We start from the raw sequence: 19,138 nt of genomic DNA on the forward strand, positions 1-19,138 counted from the left end.
CGCTACCGGTATACTCCGCCCATGCAATCTGACGCCCACTCCGTTCTTCAGCATGTGTTTGGCTATCACCAGTTCCGTGGTGAGCAGCAGGCCATCATCGACACCCTCGTCAACGGCGACGACGCCCTGGTCCTGATGCCCACCGGGGGCGGTAAATCCCTGTGCTATCAGATCCCGGCACTGGTGCGCGAGGGGGTTGGCATTGTCATCAGCCCGTTGATTGCGCTGATGCAGGATCAGGTGGACGCCCTCAAGGCGCTGGGGGTCAAAGCGGCCTTCCTGAATTCCACCCTGGATTTTGGGCAGGTCCGAGAGATCGAGGATGGCCTGCTCAATGGCGAACTGGACATGCTTTACATTGCCCCGGAACGCCTGATACAGCCACGCACCCTGTCGCTGTTGCAGCAGGCCAATATCTCCCTGTTCGCCATCGACGAAGCCCACTGCGTGTCCCAGTGGGGCCATGACTTCCGCAATGATTACCTGCAACTGTCGCTGCTGCACCGGGATTTCCCTGCGGTGCCACGCATTGCCCTGACCGCCACCGCCGACCAGCGCACCCGCACCGAGATCGCTGAACGGCTGGACCTGACCCAGGCGCGCCATTTCGTCTCCAGCTTCGACCGGCCCAACATCCAGTACCGCATCGAACGCAAGGACGGCGCCCGTAACCAGCTGCTGCGTTTTATCCGCAGCGAGCACAGCGGCGATGCCGGCATTGTTTACTGCCTGTCCCGCAACAAGGTGGAAACCGTGGCCGAGTGGCTGTGCCAGCAGGGCATCAATGCGCTGCCCTATCACGCCGGGCTGGCCGCCAATGTGCGCGAAAAGCACCAGCAGCGTTTCCTGCGTGAAGACGGCATCGTCATGGTGGCCACCATTGCCTTCGGCATGGGCATCGACAAGCCGGATGTGCGTTTTGTCGCCCACCTGGATCTGCCCAAGAGCATCGAGTCCTACTATCAGGAAACCGGCCGTGCCGGCCGTGACGGCGAACCGGCCACCGCCTGGATGGCCTATGGCCTGGAAGATGCCATCAAGCTCAAGCAGATGCTGGCCCAGAGCAGCGGCAGCGAACAGCACAAACGCAACGAGAACCAGCGCCTGGAAGCCATGCTCGGCCTATGCGAAGTCACCCACTGCCGCCGTCAGGCACTGCTGCATTACTTCAACGAGAAGTTGGCCAAGCCCTGCGGCAACTGCGATACCTGCCTCAATCCGCCGGAAACCTTTGACGCCAGCGTGGCCGCGCAGAAAGCCCTCAGCTGCGTGTACCGCACCGGTCAGCGTTACGGCGCCGGTCACCTGATTGATGTGCTGATCGGCAACCGCAGCGACAAGATCGCCAGCGCCGGACACGACCATGTCTCCACCTGGAACATCGGCGGCGAATACAGCGCCAGCCAATGGAAAAGCATCTACCGACAGCTGGTCGCCCGCGGTCTGCTCAGCGTGGACATGAACGGCTACGGTGCCCTCAAACTCACCGACACCTGCCGCCCCTACCTGCGCGGCGAACAGCCCCTGCATCTGCGCAAGGAGTTGGCCAAGGCGAAGAAAGCCACCACCCGCAAGACCCAGGCCCATATCGCCGAGACCGATCGGGCACTCTGGGAAGCCCTGCGAGCCTGTCGCAAGCGGCTGGCGGAAGAGGAAGGCGTACCACCCTACGTGGTATTCCACGATGCCACCCTCATGGACATGCTCGCCATTCGCCCGCGCAACCGCCGGGAAATGGCCGCCGTCAGCGGGGTGGGCGATCGCAAGCTGGAAAGCTACGGGGATGAATTCCTGGCCGTGCTCAATGGCAGTGAGGGCGACGATGCCAGCGGCGTAGCCGAACACGCAGGCCCCAACCGCAACGACATCCTGGCCCTCGCCCAGGCCAACATGGCCCCTGCCGAGATTGCCCGCCAGCAGAACCTGAATGAGCAAACCGTGTACCGGGAGCTGGGCCAACTGATCGCCAGTGGCCAACTGGCGCTGGAGCAGGCACTTGGGCTGAGTGAAGTGGAAATCGGCATCATCCAGGACGCCCTGCTCAGCCAACCCAACCTGGCCGAAGACTCCTTCAGCTACCGCCAGATCAAGGAACATTTGGCCGATGACTGGCCCACCGGCGTCCTGCACTGCGTCCGCCAGGCAATCCTGGCACAGTGTTGACTGTTAACCTCGCCACGAAACCGCTGTAGGAACGTAGCGTAGCGGTGTAACGCACGGAGTGCGGCCCCGAAGGGGTGAGCGTAGCGAATAACCTGCCTGCAGGCGATCCGAGCCCTGGCGAGGTAAGGATTCCAGAAGCGAGTTTCGAGTGACGAGTTTCGAAAATCAAAAAGACCACGGCCTGTACAAGGTTTCGGTTTTGCCTTTCGCAACTCGCTGCTCGACACTCGCGTCTTTACCTCGCCCAGGCTCGGATCGCTCAGGCAAGCTGAGCTCCTACAGCAGGGTTGTAGATGCGTTTCGTGAGCGAATGCAGTTACATGCAGTGCATGTCAGCAACATGCCTCACACTCTGTAAGAAAAAGCTTACAACGCTGCAACAGTCACCGCCGTCCTCTGCCTCTAGAGTATGAACATGACTTCATGACTTCATGACTCCCACCACACCATCAGGGGCACACCATGGAAAACGAAGAGATTCTGGAGCTGGACTGGATGCCGAACGACCTGGACGCGGTTTTCGACGACATCCATGCCCACACCAAGGGCCAGTGGGAAACCCAGGAACTTCCCAAGCAGGACGACAGTCAGGCAGCGTGATTGGACGCCTGACGCCTGACGCCTGACGCCTGACGCCTGACGCCTGACGCCTGACGCCTGACGCCTGACGCCTGACGCCTGACGCCTGACGCCTGACGCAAAAAGGCCCGCCCGGCAAACCGGGCGGGCCTTTTTGCGTCGGTAAAACCCTCGCTATACCCCGCTGTAGGAGCGAGCCTGCTCGCGATCCGAGCCTAAGCGAGGTAGGGATTCCAGAGACGAGTCTCGAGTCTCGAAAATCCCAAAACCCATCAGCAAGCCCAGGGTTTTGATCTTCGCAACTCGAACCTCGACACTCGCAACTCCTCCCCACCTGATCACCCTCCCGTCTCCCCCGTTTAGCCCCGAAACCCCGCCAACCCGACAAATACCCCTCGTGCCAAAGGGCCGAATCAGTTAGGCTTGCCGCCCATTTCGCGCTGATTGACCCCCTGATGCACTTTTCCGACCTCGGGCTTTGTGAAGCCCTGCAAAATGCCGTTGCCGACAAGGGCTACGATACCCCCTCCCCGATTCAGGCCCAGGCCATTCCTGCGGTACTGGACGGCAAGGACGTGATGGCGGCGGCCCAGACCGGTACCGGCAAGACTGCCGGGTTCACCCTGCCGCTGCTGGAGCGCCTGAGCAAAGGCAAGCCTGCCGGCCACAATCAGGTGCGCGCCCTGGTGCTGGCTCCGACCCGGGAACTGGCCGCTCAGGTAGGAGAAAGTGTCGCCACCTATGGCAAGCATCTGCCACTGAAATCCGCGGTGGTGTTTGGTGGGGTCAAGATCAACCCGCAGATGCAGCGCCTGCGTGGTGGTGTGGATATTCTGGTGGCCTGCCCCGGTCGCCTGCTGGATCTCTATCAGCAGAACGCAGTGAAGTTCGACCGGCTGGAAGTACTGGTGCTGGATGAAGCCGACCGCATGCTGGACATGGGTTTTATTCACGACATCCGCAAGATCCTCAGCAAACTGCCGCCGAAACGGCAGAACCTGATGTTCTCCGCCACCTTCTCCCCGGAGATCCGTGCCCTGGCCAAGGGGCTGGTGAACGACCCGGTGGAAATTGACGTGAGCCCGCGTAACACCACCACCGAGCTGGTTTCCCAGTGGATCGCCCCGGTGGACAAGAAGCGCAAGGCTGCCCTGCTTACCCACCTGATTCAGGAGCATAACTGGTACCAGGTGCTGGTATTCAGCCGCACCAAGCATGGCGCCAACAAGCTGGCCAAACAGCTGGAAGGGAATGGCATCGAAGCCGCCGCCATCCATGGCAACAAGAGCCAGAATGCCCGCACCCGGGCCCTGGCGGACTTCAAGAGCGGCAAGCTGCGCGCTTTGGTGGCCACCGATATCGCCGCCCGCGGCCTGGATATCGAACAACTGCCGCAGGTAGTGAACGTGGACCTGCCCAATGTGCCGGAAGATTATGTGCACCGCATCGGCCGTACCGGCCGGGCCGGCGCCACCGGGCAGGCAGTGTCACTGGTCAGCGCCGATGAATTCCAGCAGCTCACCGATATCGAACGCCTCACCCAGCAGCAGATCGAACGCCGCCCGGTAGCTGGCTTTGAGCCCGTTGAAGCCCTGCCCGCAGCCCGCCCACTGCTGCCGCCCAAGCGCAAACGCCCCAAAAAGCCAAAGAAGCCGGGCCAGAACCAGGCTCAAGGCCAGGGACAAAATCAGGCGAAACAGCGCCAGCAGGACGGTCAGAAAGCGGCCAAACCCGCCGGCCAGCGCCCTCCCCGCGCCAACGGCAACAAGCCCGGCGGCAACAACGGCCAGCAACGCCGCCGCCGTCGCCCCAGCGGCAATCGAGCGCAACAAACGCCTGACGCCTGACGCCTGACGCCTGACGCCTGACGCCTGACGCCTGACGCCTGACGCCTGACGCCTGACGCCTGACGCCTGACGCCTGACGCCTGACGCCTGACGCCTGACGCAAAAAGGCCCGCCCGGTAAACCGGGCGGGCCTTTTTGCGTCGGTAAAACACTCACTAGTGGCTGCTGTGGGAGCCTGCCTGCAGGCGATCCGAGCCTAAGCGAGGTAAGGATTCCAGAGGCGTATCTCGAAGATCAAAATCCAAACCGCTATCCAATCTACTGGTTTTTGCCTTTCGAAACTCGCTTCTCGCAACTCGAAACTCGAAACTTTATTACCTCGCCCAGGCTCGGATCGCCTGCAGGCAAGCTCCTACGGCGAGGGAGCGGGGAGGTTTTGGCATAGCGTGTTGCCGCCGCAACGCCCCCCCCCTAATTATCCCTAACAGCAACCTTCATAATTTGCGCAATAAAAGAACACCAATGCCATCAGCACGTCATCAACCACAAAAAAGGCGCCTGTCGGCGCCTTTCTGTTTTTCGCGTGCTGCGTGAAGCATGTCGCGTGTTGCGTCTACACCCTTACCGCTGCATCAACAGCGACGCGTAATGCCCCATGTAATTCTTCAGCTCGGCATCGCTCAGGTTCTTGAGTACCTTGTTGTTCACCGCATGCACCGCCTTGCGGCTGCCATCCACACCCACATTCAGGGCTTTCTGGGTGACAAAACCCATCTTGATGGTCTTGGTGTTGGGCAGGAACACATCTTCGATGATCAGGTCCGCCAGATCCCCCATTACCCGGGTGACCAGTGCCACATCTTCACTGCCTCGGCCCTCCGCACACAGCTCGGAAGCCTTTTTGAAGTCGGCAGCGAACGCATCGGTCACCGGGAAAGCAATGTAGGGGTGGTTGTTGTTCTCGTCGCTGGCAGGCCAGTACATCTCTTTCACATTGGCTACCACCGGAGCGAACTCCGCGTTGGAAACCTTCTTGAAGATCTGTCGGGTCAGCATGCTGGAGGCCTTGCCTGCGGTAGACACGGCAAAGTCGATGACCTTCTTCTGGCCGCCGGACACATTGGCCAGGTTAGCCGGTTCCACCAGGAAAAGACTGATTACCCGGTCCGTCAGGTGATCCACCATGTGAATGAACTTCTCGGCGCTATCCTTGCGATCATGTTCGATGGCATGAAAGAAATCTTCAGTACTGTTGACCAGTGCCGGGTTCGCGGGAATCGCCACCACGTTCTGCATGAGAGTAATCCTTGCCAGTTAATCAATTCGGGGCCGTGCCCGCTAAACCGACAATATTAACGGTGCACACAGGCCCGGGGAAACCGCCGCAGAGGCCAAATTACAAAGCGAATACGTCAATACCGCAGAGCAGGTACACCCGGCAACGGATGGGCATCAGGGAGAAAGCAGGCGCGGCTGGATGTTAACCGGCGGGGTGGTCAGCATGGTGCCATCCATGGCGCAATCCGGCCCCAGCGTCACCGCATCGAAGGTGGCACCGGCATTATGATTGGTCCAGGCCAGGGTCACTGGCCCCGGGCCACACACCCCACCCAGCAAAGGCACCCGCACCTTCACTTGCATATCCTGCACAGTCAGCTGGCCCGGCGTCTCCACCTGCCCCTGCCAGGGTAAACCCAGCGCCTTGATGCTCTTGCAGAGCGGATTGAAGCCGCCAAAATGCACCGCGGTTACGGTGATAGCGCCATGGCGGCCAACCTCGCCGTCAAAGGTCGTCTTGCAGCTGACCGGTATGCTGCCTTTCTTCATGGAGAGATCGCCACTGGCGGAGAAATTGCCTGCGGGAAGCACGCTGACGGGGGAAGAAGCGATGACCGCAGAGGCGTGGAGCCACAGCAGTGCCGTGATGACATTCCTTATCATTATTATTGTCCTGCCTTTTTATGCGCATGCATGGTGACATGGCGGCCCAGCGCTGCCAAGGGCACCAGCAATAAGAGGCAGTAGAAACGGGTTTAGCGGAGATCCCCCTGCGCCGCCCGACGGGCGACGCAGCAGGTAGATCAGACGAACTGTGAACCGATAGCGTAGAGAATACTGAGAATCACCGCCCACTTGGCCACCACATAGAAGGTCTTGTTGCGACGCTTCACGGACTTGAGGAAACTCTTGTAGGCCAGCACACCCTTGCCGATCTTGTTACCCACACCGGTATATTCCGGATCCAGGTTATCGATGAAGAACAGACGGTTGAAGAACCAGCCGAAAGACCAGTAGATCTTCTGAATCAGCTTTGACTTCAACGGCCGGTCCACATCGGTCATCAGGATGATGCGCGGCTTGTCGGTGTTGTTCCAGGCTGAATGGATGTAGGTCTCATCGAACACCACGCTCTCGCCATCGCGCCAGATGTAGTCTTCCTCATTGATGGTCAGACCACAGCCTTCGTCGTTGGGAGTGCTCAGGGCCAGGGAGTAACGCACCGTGTAAGCGAACGGATCATGGTGACGGTTAAGCTTCTTGCCCGGCATCAACACCGCAAACAGGGCGATGTTCATGGTCGGCATCTGGTCCAGCAGGGCCATGGTCTTGGGCGCCAGCTCATAGGCCGAAGGCAGCTTGTTGTCGTACACCTTCAGGTAGAAGCTGGTCCAGCGGCCATCCTTGTAGAAACTGCTGGCGGGCAGATCATCCTTGGCGGTGATATTGCCACCGGTATACAGCGCCAGCGCCTCGTCGCGAATGGTCTCCCAGTTGTCCTCGATCAGCTTCAGCTCGGGCAGCTGGGACTTGTCGATCTGCGGCGTGGTGGGGATCTTCGACAGCAGGTACGCAGGGATATTGAACGGCACCATAAAGGTGGAAAAGTCCGTCAGCTGGCGCTTGAGCCCAAAGGGCTCCGCATTGCGGATCCGGATAAAGACGATACACCCCACATAGATCAGCAGGGCGCTGATAATCACTGCCATGAAGAACCTCTCAATAACACGACGGCGCGGGGCCGCTCTGGATACTGGCCGGGCATTCTAAAGCAAATTTCGTCCCGAATCCGGCACTATATCTACCTGAGCAGACCATTAAACGGTCAGCGATGCCCACCCTGCACTGCTGCCTGGGGCCGGAACGGGTTACAGTGGGGCGACAAAAACCGGCTTGAGCCGCGGCGATTGCCCGTTAGGCTTGTGCCCATAATCAATCAGTCAATGGAGTTGTTCATGCTTAAAGGCCTGCTCGTTCTTGGCACCGCTGCCGCCCTCACCGCCTGCGTCACCCCGGCCGCCCCCATCAAGGTCGCCGGCGGCAACCAGTCGGAAGGCACCGTGGTCATGTCTGTGGATTACAACATCATGCAGAACCCGCAGACCAACTGGCAGGAAGGGCTGCAAAAGGCCAGCGCCCAGTGCCTGCAATGGGGCTACAGTGGTGCCATCCCCAGCAGCAAACCCAGCCAGACCTGCAGCACCAAGACCCAGAACGGCGACTGCATCGGCTGGACCGTCAGCAGCACCTTCCAGTGCACCGGCGGGGCCCAACAGCAGTAAGCCTGGGGCCGCTCTGCGGCTGCATCACGCTTCACGCAACACGCGGCACGCGATGAACCCAAAAACAGCGTAGGGCGGAAATGCCTCAGGGCATCTCCGCCTTTTTTTGCCTCCTCCTTCCCCTGTCCGGACAGCATTACCGGCCCGCTTCAGCAAAATAAGCTTCCACCTCCCCAATTTGGGGGATGTGCAACACGCTGCCCGCCCCTAATCTTGCCTGACTGGGGGAATATCGTTACCGGTGCACCCGCACCGGGAAGGCGCCACGCCAGGCGATGTCAAAACATAAAAAGGGGTAGTCATGATGGGGTCATCCAGAGCGGCACCGGGCCGTTATCGTAACCGGTTCCACGATCGCGCAAACCTTGCCATTGAAAACAGAGTGCGGCAGCCGCTGGCAAATGCCGTATTCAGCGCCTTGCTCATGCTGGGCTCGCAACAGGCACTGGCCGGTGCCGGCGAGCTGGATACCAGCTTCGGCAATAACGGCTGGGTAGCAACCGAACTACTCGAAAACACCCTGCCGCCGGATGATCAGGCCAGCGCAGTCATCGAGCAATCGGACGGTAAACTGGTCATCGCCGGCCATACCCAGATCGATGGCAATATGGATGGCCTACTCACCCGCTATAACGCTGATGGCAGCCCCGACAGCAGCTTTGGCAACAACGGCATGGTGACCCTGGCCATTGGCAGTGAGATCGACGCCATCTCGGCCATGGTTCGACAGCCCGATGGCAAGCTGGTGGTTGCCGGCAGAACACAGGGCAACAACCGCCGTTATGATTTCTTTATCGCCCGCCTTCTTGAAGACGGCAACCCGGACGTCAGCTTTGGCAATAATGGCATCACCGTCACCGCCGTCAGCACCTCCACTGACATTGCCAATGCGCTGGCCCTGCAGGCCGATGGCAAGCTGATCGCGGCAGGCTATACCAGTGGCGCAGAAGGCATTGATTTCGCGCTGGTGCGTTATAACAGCGACGGTACTGTGGATAGCGGCTTTGCCGACAACGGCATCGCCGTGCACAACCTGGCCGGAGGCGCGGGTACGGATATCGCAACCGGACTGGCAATCCAGGGCGATGGCAAAATCCTGGCGGCAGGCCGGGCAGACACCGGCAGCGATTACGACTTTGCCGTCGCGAGGTTCAATACCGATGGATCGCTGGACTCAGGCTTTGGCACTACCGGTGCCGTTCTTACCGATATGGGTGGTATCAACGATTTCGGTGCCGCCGTCATCGTCCAGCCAGACGGCAAAATGGTGGTAGCTGGAGAAGCCCGCGACACGGATAACAAATTCAAGCTGGCGGTTGCTCGCTATAACGGGGATGGCAGTCTTGACCTTGGCTTTGGCGTGGCCGGAAAACAAAAGGTTCTGGCCGGCCCCTCTATTACCAGAGGCTACGACATCATCCTGCTGCCCGATGGCAAACTGGCCGCCGCCGCACAAAGCTACACCGATAGCAGCACCACCTATAATTTCACCCTGATTCGCCTCAACAGCGATGGCAGCCTGGATACCGGTTTCGATGGGGACGGTCACGCCATCGCCCCACTGCCACGTCAGAATTTGCCCCAAAAGCTTCTGCGCCAGGCCGATGGCAAGCTGGTGATGGCCGGCCTGACCAGCAACCTGCAGAACTCCACCGGTAACGACCTTACCGTAGTGCGTTTCAATGACGATGGCAGCCTGGACACCGGCTTCAACAGCAGCGGCAGCCTGGTTTCCAACCTGGGCACCTGGTCCAGCAGGGCCAGCCTCAGAGGCCTGGCACTTCAGGCTGACGGCAAGATTCTTGCTGCCGGTAATGCCTTCGGCGGACAGGACGAAGATGCCGTCGTCGTGCGCTACAACAATGATGGCTCTCTCGATACGGGTTTTGCTGATAACGGTATCAGCCACACCGATTTGGGAATCACCGAGTATCTAAACGACCTGCTGGTGCAAGCGGATGGCAAGCTTGTGGCGACCGGCCAGTTGAGCGGCTCCATCACCAGCCTGCTGTTGCGCCTGAACAGCGACGGCTCTGCAGACGCGGGCTTTGGTACCGCCGGCGCCGTTCAGACCAATGTGTCCAGCAATGGTTATGAAATCCCCAATGCCGTCTTGCAGCAAACCGACGGCAAGCTGGTCACGGTGGGTTACAGCTATAACGGAAGTCAGGCCCGCCCCGAGTCCATGATCACCCGGCACAATGTCGATGGCAGCCTGGACACCAGCTTCGACAGCGATGGCATCGTGACCACCGACATTGGCGGCGACTACAACTATTATGTCGCCGTGGCCCAACAGAGTGACAACAAGCTGCTCGCCCTGGGATACACCGGCACCACCGAACGGCAACTCACCCTGACTCGCTACCTGACAGACGGCTCTCTGGATACCAGCTTCGGCGCTGCCGGTATCGTTATCGACAATGCTGGTGCGGCAAACACCCTGGGCGTTGATCTGGCCATCCTCGCCAGCGGCAATATTCTGGTAGCTGCCAGCACTATCGATGCAAACGGCAACCAGGATTTCACCCTTCTCAGCTACAACGCTGACGGCAGCCCGGACACCAGCTTTGCCAGCAACGGCCGCATCACAACCGACTTTACCGGTGGCAGTGACAATGTTCGCGACATGCTGGTGCAGCCAGATGGCAAGATCCTGCTGGCAGGTTACGCCACAAATGCCGATCTCTCCTACGGCATCGGGCTGGCACGCTACAACCCCGACGGCAGCCCGGATTACTATTTTGGCGAGAACGGTACAAGCGTTATTGATATTGCCAGCAGCGCATACCGAATCGCACTGCAGGCCGACGGCAACATTCTGGTGGGTGCCAATGCCACCTCTCCGGCGAGATTCCTGGTAGCAAGAGTTCTCGGCACTTCGGTGGATAGTGATGGGGACGGGGTTCCGGACGACCATGACGCCTTCCCGGACAATGCCGCCGCGACCCAGGATGACGACAACGACGGCATGCCGGATGCCTGGAATACCGACTGTGACAACACCTGCCAGGCCAACTCCGGACTGACGCTGGATCTGTTGCCAGGCGACAGCGACAACGACAATGTTCCAAATGACAGCGATGACTTCCCCAACGACCCCACCGAAACCACAGATAGCGACGGTGATGGCGTGGGCGACAACAGCGATGCGTTCATCAACAACAGTGACGCCTCCGTGGATGACGATGGCGATGGCCAACCGGACGCCTGGAATCCAGCCTGCGACAGCAGCTGTCAGGACAGCTCCTCACTGACACTGGACGCCTACCCCGGTGACGAAGATAACGATGGCATCCCTGATGATTCCGATGACACCTATGGCGACAACAATCCGCCCGAGGTAATCGCCCCCATGGATATCAGTCTGGTGGCCACCGGGGATACCACCACGGTGCTACTAGGCAATGCTTCCGCGGAGGATGCGGTCGACGGCCCCCTGACGGCCGTCCCGGACACCACCGGCAATGCCACCACTGTCGATCTGGCTCCCGGCCGTCACATCATCACCTGGAGCGCCACCGATAACGCCACCAACGTTGGCAGCGATACCCAGATCGTCGAGATCACCCCATTGGCCCGCTTCAGCAGCCCCAGCCAGACCGTGGGCGAAGGCAGCACGGTGGCCCTGACCGTCACACTGAACGGCGATGCGGTGACCTACCCGGTAGCGATCCCGGTACTGATCGATGCGGGCTCCACCGCCACCGGTGACGACCATGATGCGGCCAACCACATCATCATCATCGAGGAAGATGCCGATCCCGCCAACACCGGCACCTACCAGTTCACCGCGACGGATGATGGGCTCACCGGTGAAGCAGATGAAACGGTGATCTTTACCCTGGTCACCGGCTTTGGCTTTGCCAATGACATCCAGAATGCCGCCACCGATGACACTGCAAAACAGCACACAGTCACCATCACGGAACTGAACGTGGCGCCGTTGATCAACAACGCCACCCTCAGCCTGGCGGGCAGTGACGGCAGCAATGATTACCTGTTTACCGGCACTGAGGAGGAGCCCCATACCCTGATCCGCCGCGACCAGGAGTACACCCTCACCGCCAATCTCACCGATGGCAATCCGGAGGACAGCCATTCCTACAGCTGGATGATCAACGATGCACTGCAGGCCGAAATCGGTGCCACGCTCACCCTCAACCCGATAGATTTTGAGGTGGGTGAATACACCATCAGCGTGCAGGCACTGGATGACGCCAACCCGCCGGAGTACAGCAACACCCTGGCGGCCAGCCTGACACTGAAGAACCCGCCGCCTGCCGCTGTGCCCGCCAGCAGTTCCGGTGGCGGTGCGCTGCACTGGCTGTGGTTGCTCGCCGGGCTGATGCTGACACCCAGACTCCGCCGCGCGCAGTAAACGGTTTCCTCGTAACTTGCCCCGCCCCGTGCGGGGCTTTTTTTGGCCGCTCTGCGGCTGCTACACGCTTCATGCAACACGCGGCACGCCAAAGACAAAGAAGCTCTCACGATGGGTGTTCTCTCTGCCCCTATATCTGAATTGGCGCCCGGCACCATAAAGGGTACATTTCTGGCTAATCAACCCAATCCGAGACTCCCCATGCTGCGGAATCCGCTCCTGCTTTGTCTGTTTTTTTTCCTGTCTGCCCTGACCCACGCCAGGGAGGCGACGCCAACATTCAAGGATGTACTCGACAGTGGCGAAAAGGCTGAGGCGGTGATTGCCGAGGCACAGGAAGACGATTCCCTGCAACCCGGCGATACCCCATTGAGCACCATGCTTGCCATCATCGATGCCACCGAGCGGCGTGACTGGGCTGCTGCGGGCGAATACCTGGACATGCGTTACCTGCCCGCCGACATGGCCGATGCGGACCCTGCCGTCCTGATTGAGCAACTGAGCATTGTCTGGGGCCAACAACGCATTCTCGATCTGACCCGGCTGTCCAACGAACCCGAAGGTCACAACGATGATGGCCTGCCCAGCTACCGGGACAAGGTCGGCACCCTGGTCCTGCCGGAAGAAACCTTACCGCTCTATCTACAGCGTATCCCCGAAAACGGGCGCCGCGTCTGGAAAGTGTCCAACAGCACGGTCAGGGAAATCCCCCGTCTGTGGGACACCTTCGGCTACAACCCCGCCATTACCCAGCTGGCAGACTATCTACCGGATTTCACCTTGCTGCACATGCAGAACTGGCAAGTGGCCGGTCTGTTATTGATCGTGATCGGCGCCTGGATCATCGCCGCCCTGAGCCGACGTCTGCTGCTGGCGTTGCTGGAGCGCTCCGACCGCTACCGGGACACGCTGCATCGCTTCTTTTCCGTTCCCCTGCGCTGGTTCCTGTTTTTCAAATTGCTGCAGACCGGCGTGGCGGAACTGGGCCTTTCCATCAAGGCGCGGGTCTATCTGAATGAGTCGGCATTGGGCTATCTGGCCACGGTCTTTCTGGCGCTGGGTATCATCGAACTGCTGACCGCCCTGTTCCTCAGCAATGCCACCAATCAAAAATACTGGTCCGGCATCATTCGTCCGCTGCGCACCATTCTCAAGATGATCGCCATTGTGGTGATCTTTCTGCTCTGGCTGAGTGACTCCGGCTACGACATCACCACCGTACTCACCGGCCTCGGCATCGGCTCCATTGCCATTGCCCTGGCGGCCCAGAAAACCCTGGAAAACGTGATCGGCGCCTTCACGCTGTACATTGCCAAGCCGATCCAGCCGGGAGACTTCTGCAAGGTTGGCACCACAGCCGGGGTGATCGAGGAAATCGGCCTGCGCTCCACCCGCATCCGGCGCATGGATCGCAGCGTGGTGTATGTGCCCAACTCGGTGCTCTCCAGTGCCAGTATCGAAAATATCAGCGAGTCGGATTTCCGGCGTTACCAGCGCGACCTGCACATTCGCCTGGGCGCCACCCCCGATCAGCTGCGCAACCTGCTCGCTGACCTGCGCAGGCTGATCTACAGCCACCCGCGTCTCACCGAGAAAGCTGCCCGGGTTCGTTTTGTAGAAATTCTCCGGGACAGCTATCGGCTGCAGGTGAATTGCTATGTGGACAGCAGTGACTGGAACCAGTTTCTGGCGGTGAGCGAAGATCTCAACTTGCGCATCCTGTCCATACTGGAGCAGCACGGCATGCAACTGGCGGTGCCGGTACAGCAATGGGTACGGGGAGACTCTCGTGCCGCCGAACAGGCCACCGCTCTACCAGCAGAAACCCTGCAGGCCTTCCCGGATTATGACGGCGAGGAAAAGGAAGAAATGAAAGGCAGCCTGGACTATCCGGAGAAAGGTCGAACCGAAGAATAACCGCCATCACCAGGCAGGGTTACGCGAGGATCAGCAATCAGGGATAGCCTGCGAATATGCTGCAGAAGCAGTAATCCCGTTTCTGCAGCATAAGCACGGGCCACTGATGTGGCCCGTTTTTCATTGCCCCCGGCATTCGCCATGCTAGCATCAGATATCAGCCGACAGCCGGGACCTCACCGATATCATGACTCGCCTAGCTCTGCTTCCTTTACTTGCGCTTTGCGCTTTCATCAGCGCCTGCAGCTTCCGTCCCGGCACGGTGGATCCGGATACCCTGAACCAGAATGCCCAGCAGCACGAAGAAGACCAGCTGACCATCACCACCAATGTGATCAGCGATAGTGACGCCCGCGACATTTTCGGGGTGGCGCTGGGCGTGCATGGTATCCAGGCCGTCTGGATCGACGTCGATAACCGCACCGACTCGCCGCTCTATTACCTCCCTGTTACCACGGATCAGGAATATTTCTCGCCACTGGAGGTGGCCTGGAAAGTAAAAGGCAAGTTCAACAAGGAAGATGAAAAGGCGGTGGACCGGATGTTTGTGGAACGCGCCATGCCAGTGAACCTGCCCGCCGGGGAACACACCCGCGGCTTCATCTTTACCAACCGGGATCTCGGGGTGAAGGTGGTCAATGTGGTGCTGCTGGGAGCAGGCAAAAGCTGGCAGACCTCTTTCATGGTGGATGTGCCCGGCATCAAGCTGGATGTGGAAAAGGTCAATTTCCAGGAGATCTACCAACAACATGAATATCAGGATCTCAGCCGGCAGGAGTTGCGCGAATGGCTGACCAGCCAGGCCTGCTGCACCACCAATGATGACCAGTCCGGCAGTGGCGACCCGATCAACTTTACCCTGGTAGGCGATGGTCAGCTGCTGCTTAGCGCCATGGTGCAACGGGGCTGGGATTTGACCGAACGGATTCACGGCGGCTCCATCTGGAAAACCACCAAATCCTTCCTGATCGGCTCCAGTTACCGCTACTCCCCGGTGAGCTCATTGTATGCCCTGGATCGCCCCCAGGACCTGGCGCTGCAGAAAGCCCGCGGCAACATCCATCAGCGTAACCATCTGCGGCTGTGGCGGGCACCGGTGCTATGTGAAGGTGAACCGGTATGGCTGGGGCAGATCAGCCGGGATATTGGAGTACGCTTTACCTTCAAGTCCCCTACCCTGACCACCCACAAGATTGACCCGGACGTGGATGAAGCCCGTGACTACCTGCTGCAAGACATGATCTTTTCCCAGCGTCTGGCAGAGTTTGGCTATGTCCGTGCCATGGATCCCCACACCATTAGCGAACCCGGCCACAACCTCACCGGCGACCCCTTCATCACTGACGGACTTCGGCTGGTGATGTTTTTCCACCAGCCCATGACCCCCATGCACAAGGTGAAGAACCTGAACTGGGAGCACCCGAACCGGGACCGGCGGGAATGGCTCAAGCAGCACGATGAAGAAGCCTCCGGGGAAACACCACAGGAAGCCCCTGTACCGTAGGGATTTCGAGCAGAAGGCAAAACCTGGGCAAGTTAGCCTCAGACGGATTTACGCGCTCCTGATCAAAGGTTCCACCGAAAACCGGGGGGTGTTTTGCCCGGGACGAAATCGCCTTACTGTAATCCGGGTGACTCCAGCTCCCGTTCCGGCAATGACGTGCTGCTGTCTGCCGGGACCTGCTGCACCGCCCGGGTTACCGACAACATCGCCTTTAGCGCTGCCAGCTTGTTCTCATCAACGGGCCCCTGAACACGCTGGATCACACCATGATCGCCACCCAGCACCAGCAGATAGGCATCATCCCTTTCCGTATAGCCCACCCAGGATTGCCAGGCAGCGGTGCCGCGCTTCACTACCAGAAAGCGGTGTTGCTGGTCTTCCGCAATCCGGCTACGCATCCTCGAAACCACAAATCCACGAACCAAGGCCGGTACCGACTCCAGCACCGCAACACGGTAAACCTGCTCCGGATTGATACCCTCTTCCTTCTCAAGTGCCGCGAGCCAAGGTTTGGTCTGCGCCATGGACGGCTTGGAGAACCCGATGACCAGCACCACAGGGAACGCCGGAAGCGCCTCAGGTACCATCAGGGTCTGATCTTGCAGAGTCATCGTTTCAAGGGGGAAATCGGGGGCAGTGCTATCCGCCAAAGCAAGCTGGCTCAACAACAAGAACACAGCCCATATCAGAATACGCATAGCTCCAGGCCTTTTGCGGGTTGAAAACCGGTACCGTTTTGTCCCTCATTACAAGACAGCAGCATCCTTCACAGGACGCTCCCTGATGCCGCCCCCGGCGGAAAATGAATCCCTCCGATGCGCTGGCGCCCGCTGCCAGGTATGACGGGAAGCCTGATTGCGGGCGAGCGGCCCAGACTGTAAACCAACCTTACCGGGCAGACATGCCCCCGCGGGACTACCGACCTTTCGAACACGCTTTCAACTGGATGCCCGGTTTAACCACCGTCATCCGATACTATCGATCTGTTCGCCTTGCTCATGTCACGGGCAAATTCCGAACCTTCGGTTTGACGAGGAAACACCGCACTGTAATCGCGCAGGGTATCCGGGTTGGTGGGATCCCCAATCAACCTTGGCATGGCCTGGAACTGGCTGGAAATCACACTGCGATGGGGCTCGAAGGTGGCAAAGTCGAGCTGTGCGGCATCAGCCCAGGTATAGATGAAATTGGCCGTGCTATAGGGGCGATGCCGATAGGCTTGCCAGCCGTCAAAGCCATGGGCCTGTGAGTAATCGCTGTTCGCCCAGGCAATGAACGGTACGGTGTACATGGCCGGGCTGGGTTCGTACTCGTTGCGGCCACAGAAGGGCTCCGGGTAATCGTAAACCTCTTCGCCATGGTCGGAGAAATACATCAGCAAGGCCTGACCGCTTACCCCCTTCAAGGCCTCAATCAGGCTACTGACCACATAATCGTTATAGCGCACCGCGTCGTCGTACTGGTTGTACTCTTCCAGGTTTCCGTCTGCCACCCACTCTGGCACCCCTGCACGGCCATTGAAGTGCCTGAAGCTTTCCGGATAACGGTAGTCGTATTTCCGGTGCGTACCCAGCAAATGCACGATGATCATTTTCTTCTTGCCCGACTCCGCGATCACCTCACGGAAAGGCGCCAGCACTTCCTCATCATACTGGTTGGCATTCTGTGCCCGGTTATTGTTCAGATAGACCTGGTTATCCGCCATCTGGGACATGGTGGTGAGCATGGTGTTGCGCTTGGTCTGGGTCTGCTGGTTGGTAATCCAGGTCACCTCATAACCGGCCTGCTTCATCATGTTGAGCAGCGTTGGCTTCTCAAAAAACGCACCGGTATCGGTGCTGTCCGCAAACGACAGCGCCTGCTGCAGCGCCTCGATGGTATAGGGGCGCGCGGTGACCACATCATCGAACACCACCAACTCGTCCTTCATGGCATCCAGACGCGGGGTGGTGTCGCGGTCATAACCGTACAGGCTCATGCGCTGACGGTTGGTGGATTCGCCGACCACCAGTACCAGTGTCTTCTCGGCGTCGGGTTGCGCCTCGGTCAGCGCCTCAAGGGGGGGGACCTGGCTGTTCTTGCTGAGGATCGCTTCCATGGCCGCCAGTTGATCACGGTACTTCATGTACCCGAACACCAGATTCCACGGCGCAGCGGGCTCCATTCTCACCACCTGGTGATAACGACTGCTCTGCAAGCCTTCCTGCTTGACCAGCAAGGAACCCAGGAAAGGCCAGGAAACCACCAGAGCCAGAACCACCCCCAGCCGATAACGATAGCGCGGAGTGAGATCCGGCACGCTGATCTGGCGCCACATCCACAGCGGCACCAGCGAGAACACCAGAACCGCCAGCACCAGCCAGACATTCAGATAGGAGGAAACAAACTCCATGGATTCCGCGGTGTTGGACTCAAAGATGATGAAAATCACGCTCTGCGAGAAATCCTGCCCAAATACCAGCCAGTAGCAGAAACCCACCAGCGAAGCACACCACAACACGACCCCGACCACAGCAGACCAGACACGCACATGCTTTGGCCATGCCAGCACCGGCACCAGCCACAGCAGGCTCATGATGATGGCCTGACGGGTCCCGACCGTCCCGGACATACCGGACACATGAATCAGCAACTGTGGGACAGCGGAAAAGTAGAGGAAAAACAAATAGGCCCAGAGCAACGGGTGACGTTGGGCAAAATTTCGCATCGAGTTTCCCGGAATATCAAATGAACGTGAATCAGTATCAGGCCGAAGCCTTAACGCAAGCTTAATGTCACAGATGCAGACCCTTAAGGCAGCCGATCCGGACAGACAGGGCATTCGTCGGTTAACTTGTTGATTTGTCTAAGCCCTCAAGCATGAAGCATGAGGTAGTGACAGGATGTCCGCATCCCCCAGATGGGGGATCGGCATGTGGTGATGACGATCATTTCGCGCCTGCAGGCAGGCTGAAGGAGGGGCGTGCTCACCCTTGGATCCGCCAGCGCCCCTTGTCCAGAGAACGCAACCTGCGCGCAGGGAGGTGGACAGTTCTGTAGGAGCGGTGGTTCCACCGCGAATCGTGGTCGTCCCCGGAGGACAAGGCCTCAGTAGAAGCACATTCCCTTAAACCCGCGGTGAAAAAAAAAAGGTTCATCGCGGATTAGCGGGAACGAATGAGGTGGCGGCGAGTGATCCGAGTTAAGTTGTTTGTGCGACCAAGCAACCAGACAAGGACACCGCCGCCATGCTCGATGCTACGATCCC

The 19,138-nt window shown here is 59.3% G+C and carries 12 protein-coding genes; 7 read left to right on the forward strand and 5 right to left on the reverse strand.

The window, feature by feature from the left end:
• The first annotated feature begins 21 nt into the window (after positions 1 to 21).
• From recQ to MWU49_RS17465, 3 genes are all read left to right on the forward strand, one after another.
• Positions 22 to 2,163, forward strand: coding sequence for a DNA helicase RecQ (recQ, locus tag MWU49_RS17455; RefSeq protein WP_246974958.1), 2,142 nt, complete (start codon positions 22 to 24; stop codon positions 2,161 to 2,163).
• A 462-nt stretch (positions 2,164 to 2,625) separates the two neighbouring features.
• Entirely contained in the window at positions 2,626 to 2,763 is a 138-nt protein-coding gene (locus MWU49_RS17460) for a hypothetical protein (RefSeq protein ID WP_246974961.1), read from the forward strand.
• A 434-nt stretch (positions 2,764 to 3,197) separates the two neighbouring features.
• A complete protein-coding gene (locus MWU49_RS17465) occupies positions 3,198 to 4,589 on the forward strand; it encodes a DEAD/DEAH box helicase (protein WP_246974965.1) in 1,392 nt (463 codons plus the stop codon).
• 561 nt (positions 4,590 to 5,150) lie between these two features.
• On the opposite strand, the gene MWU49_RS17470 is transcribed toward MWU49_RS17465, so the two are convergent.
• The 3 genes from MWU49_RS17470 to MWU49_RS17480 form a co-directional block, all read right to left on the reverse strand.
• Positions 5,151 to 5,825 carry a hypothetical protein gene (locus tag MWU49_RS17470; RefSeq protein WP_246974968.1) on the reverse strand — a complete coding sequence of 225 codons (675 nt, stop codon included), beginning with the start codon at positions 5,823 to 5,825 and terminating at the stop codon, positions 5,151 to 5,153.
• Between the two features lie 156 nt (positions 5,826 to 5,981).
• Entirely contained in the window at positions 5,982 to 6,470 is a 489-nt protein-coding gene (locus tag MWU49_RS17475) for an activator protein (protein ID WP_246974971.1), read from the reverse strand.
• A gap of 140 nt (positions 6,471 to 6,610) precedes the next feature.
• Entirely contained in the window at positions 6,611 to 7,516 is a 906-nt protein-coding gene (locus MWU49_RS17480) for an aspartyl/asparaginyl beta-hydroxylase domain-containing protein (protein WP_246974974.1), read from the reverse strand.
• Between the two features lie 246 nt (positions 7,517 to 7,762).
• On the opposite strand from MWU49_RS17480, the gene yecR reads away from it, so the two are divergent.
• The 4 genes from yecR to MWU49_RS17500 all read left to right on the forward strand — a co-directional run bounded on the left by yecR (position 7,763) and on the right by MWU49_RS17500 (position 15,891).
• Positions 7,763 to 8,089, forward strand: a complete 327-nt coding sequence (yecR, locus tag MWU49_RS17485; protein ID WP_246974977.1) for a YecR family lipoprotein — start codon at positions 7,763 to 7,765, stop codon at positions 8,087 to 8,089.
• Between the two features lie 301 nt (positions 8,090 to 8,390).
• Complete coding sequence (locus MWU49_RS17490) at positions 8,391 to 12,470, forward strand: hypothetical protein (RefSeq protein ID WP_246974979.1); 4,080 nt, start codon at positions 8,391 to 8,393, stop codon at positions 12,468 to 12,470.
• Positions 12,471 to 12,671: 201 nt separating this feature from the next.
• Entirely contained in the window at positions 12,672 to 14,387 is a 1,716-nt protein-coding gene (locus tag MWU49_RS17495; RefSeq protein ID WP_246974983.1) for a mechanosensitive ion channel family protein, read from the forward strand.
• A gap of 187 nt (positions 14,388 to 14,574) precedes the next feature.
• Positions 14,575 to 15,891, forward strand: coding sequence for an LssY C-terminal domain-containing protein (locus MWU49_RS17500; RefSeq protein ID WP_246974986.1), 1,317 nt, complete (start codon positions 14,575 to 14,577; stop codon positions 15,889 to 15,891).
• Between the two features lie 113 nt (positions 15,892 to 16,004).
• On the opposite strand, the gene MWU49_RS17505 is transcribed toward MWU49_RS17500, so the two are convergent.
• The gene (locus tag MWU49_RS17505; RefSeq protein ID WP_246974989.1) at positions 16,005 to 16,502 is read right to left on the reverse strand and encodes a hypothetical protein; all 498 of its coding nucleotides are present in this window, start codon (positions 16,500 to 16,502) and stop codon (positions 16,005 to 16,007) included.
• A gap of 344 nt (positions 16,503 to 16,846) precedes the next feature.
• The gene (gene cptA / locus MWU49_RS17510; protein ID WP_246974992.1) at positions 16,847 to 18,598 is read right to left on the reverse strand and encodes a phosphoethanolamine transferase CptA; all 1,752 of its coding nucleotides are present in this window, start codon (positions 18,596 to 18,598) and stop codon (positions 16,847 to 16,849) included.
• Positions 18,599 to 19,138 lie beyond the last annotated feature (540 nt).

This window comes from Alcanivorax sp. S6407 (assembly GCF_023016115.1).
In the GTDB taxonomy this organism is placed as follows: Bacteria; Pseudomonadota; Gammaproteobacteria; order Pseudomonadales; family Alcanivoracaceae; genus Alcanivorax.

Excerpts from the sequence above, each read along its gene's own strand:
- MWU49_RS17460 (WP_246974961.1), top strand. The coding sequence starts at position 2,626 with ATGGAAAACGAAGAGATTCTGGAGCTGGACTGGATGCCGAACGACCTG.
- yecR (WP_246974977.1), top strand. The coding sequence starts at position 7,763 with ATGCTTAAAGGCCTGCTCGTTCTTGGCACCGCTGCCGCCCTCACCGCC.
- MWU49_RS17495 (WP_246974983.1), top strand. The coding sequence starts at position 12,672 with ATGCTGCGGAATCCGCTCCTGCTTTGTCTGTTTTTTTTCCTGTCTGCC.
- recQ (WP_246974958.1), top strand. The coding sequence starts at position 22 with ATGCAATCTGACGCCCACTCCGTTCTTCAGCATGTGTTTGGCTATCAC.
- MWU49_RS17500 (WP_246974986.1), top strand. The coding sequence starts at position 14,575 with ATGACTCGCCTAGCTCTGCTTCCTTTACTTGCGCTTTGCGCTTTCATC.
- MWU49_RS17480 (WP_246974974.1), bottom strand. The coding sequence starts at position 7,516 with ATGGCAGTGATTATCAGCGCCCTGCTGATCTATGTGGGGTGTATCGTC.
- MWU49_RS17475 (WP_246974971.1), bottom strand. The coding sequence starts at position 6,470 with ATGATAAGGAATGTCATCACGGCACTGCTGTGGCTCCACGCCTCTGCG.
- MWU49_RS17490 (WP_246974979.1), top strand. The coding sequence starts at position 8,391 with ATGATGGGGTCATCCAGAGCGGCACCGGGCCGTTATCGTAACCGGTTC.
- MWU49_RS17470 (WP_246974968.1), bottom strand. The coding sequence starts at position 5,825 with ATGCAGAACGTGGTGGCGATTCCCGCGAACCCGGCACTGGTCAACAGT.
- MWU49_RS17505 (WP_246974989.1), bottom strand. The coding sequence starts at position 16,502 with ATGACTCTGCAAGATCAGACCCTGATGGTACCTGAGGCGCTTCCGGCG.
- cptA (WP_246974992.1), bottom strand. The coding sequence starts at position 18,598 with ATGCGAAATTTTGCCCAACGTCACCCGTTGCTCTGGGCCTATTTGTTT.
- MWU49_RS17465 (WP_246974965.1), top strand. The coding sequence starts at position 3,198 with ATGCACTTTTCCGACCTCGGGCTTTGTGAAGCCCTGCAAAATGCCGTT.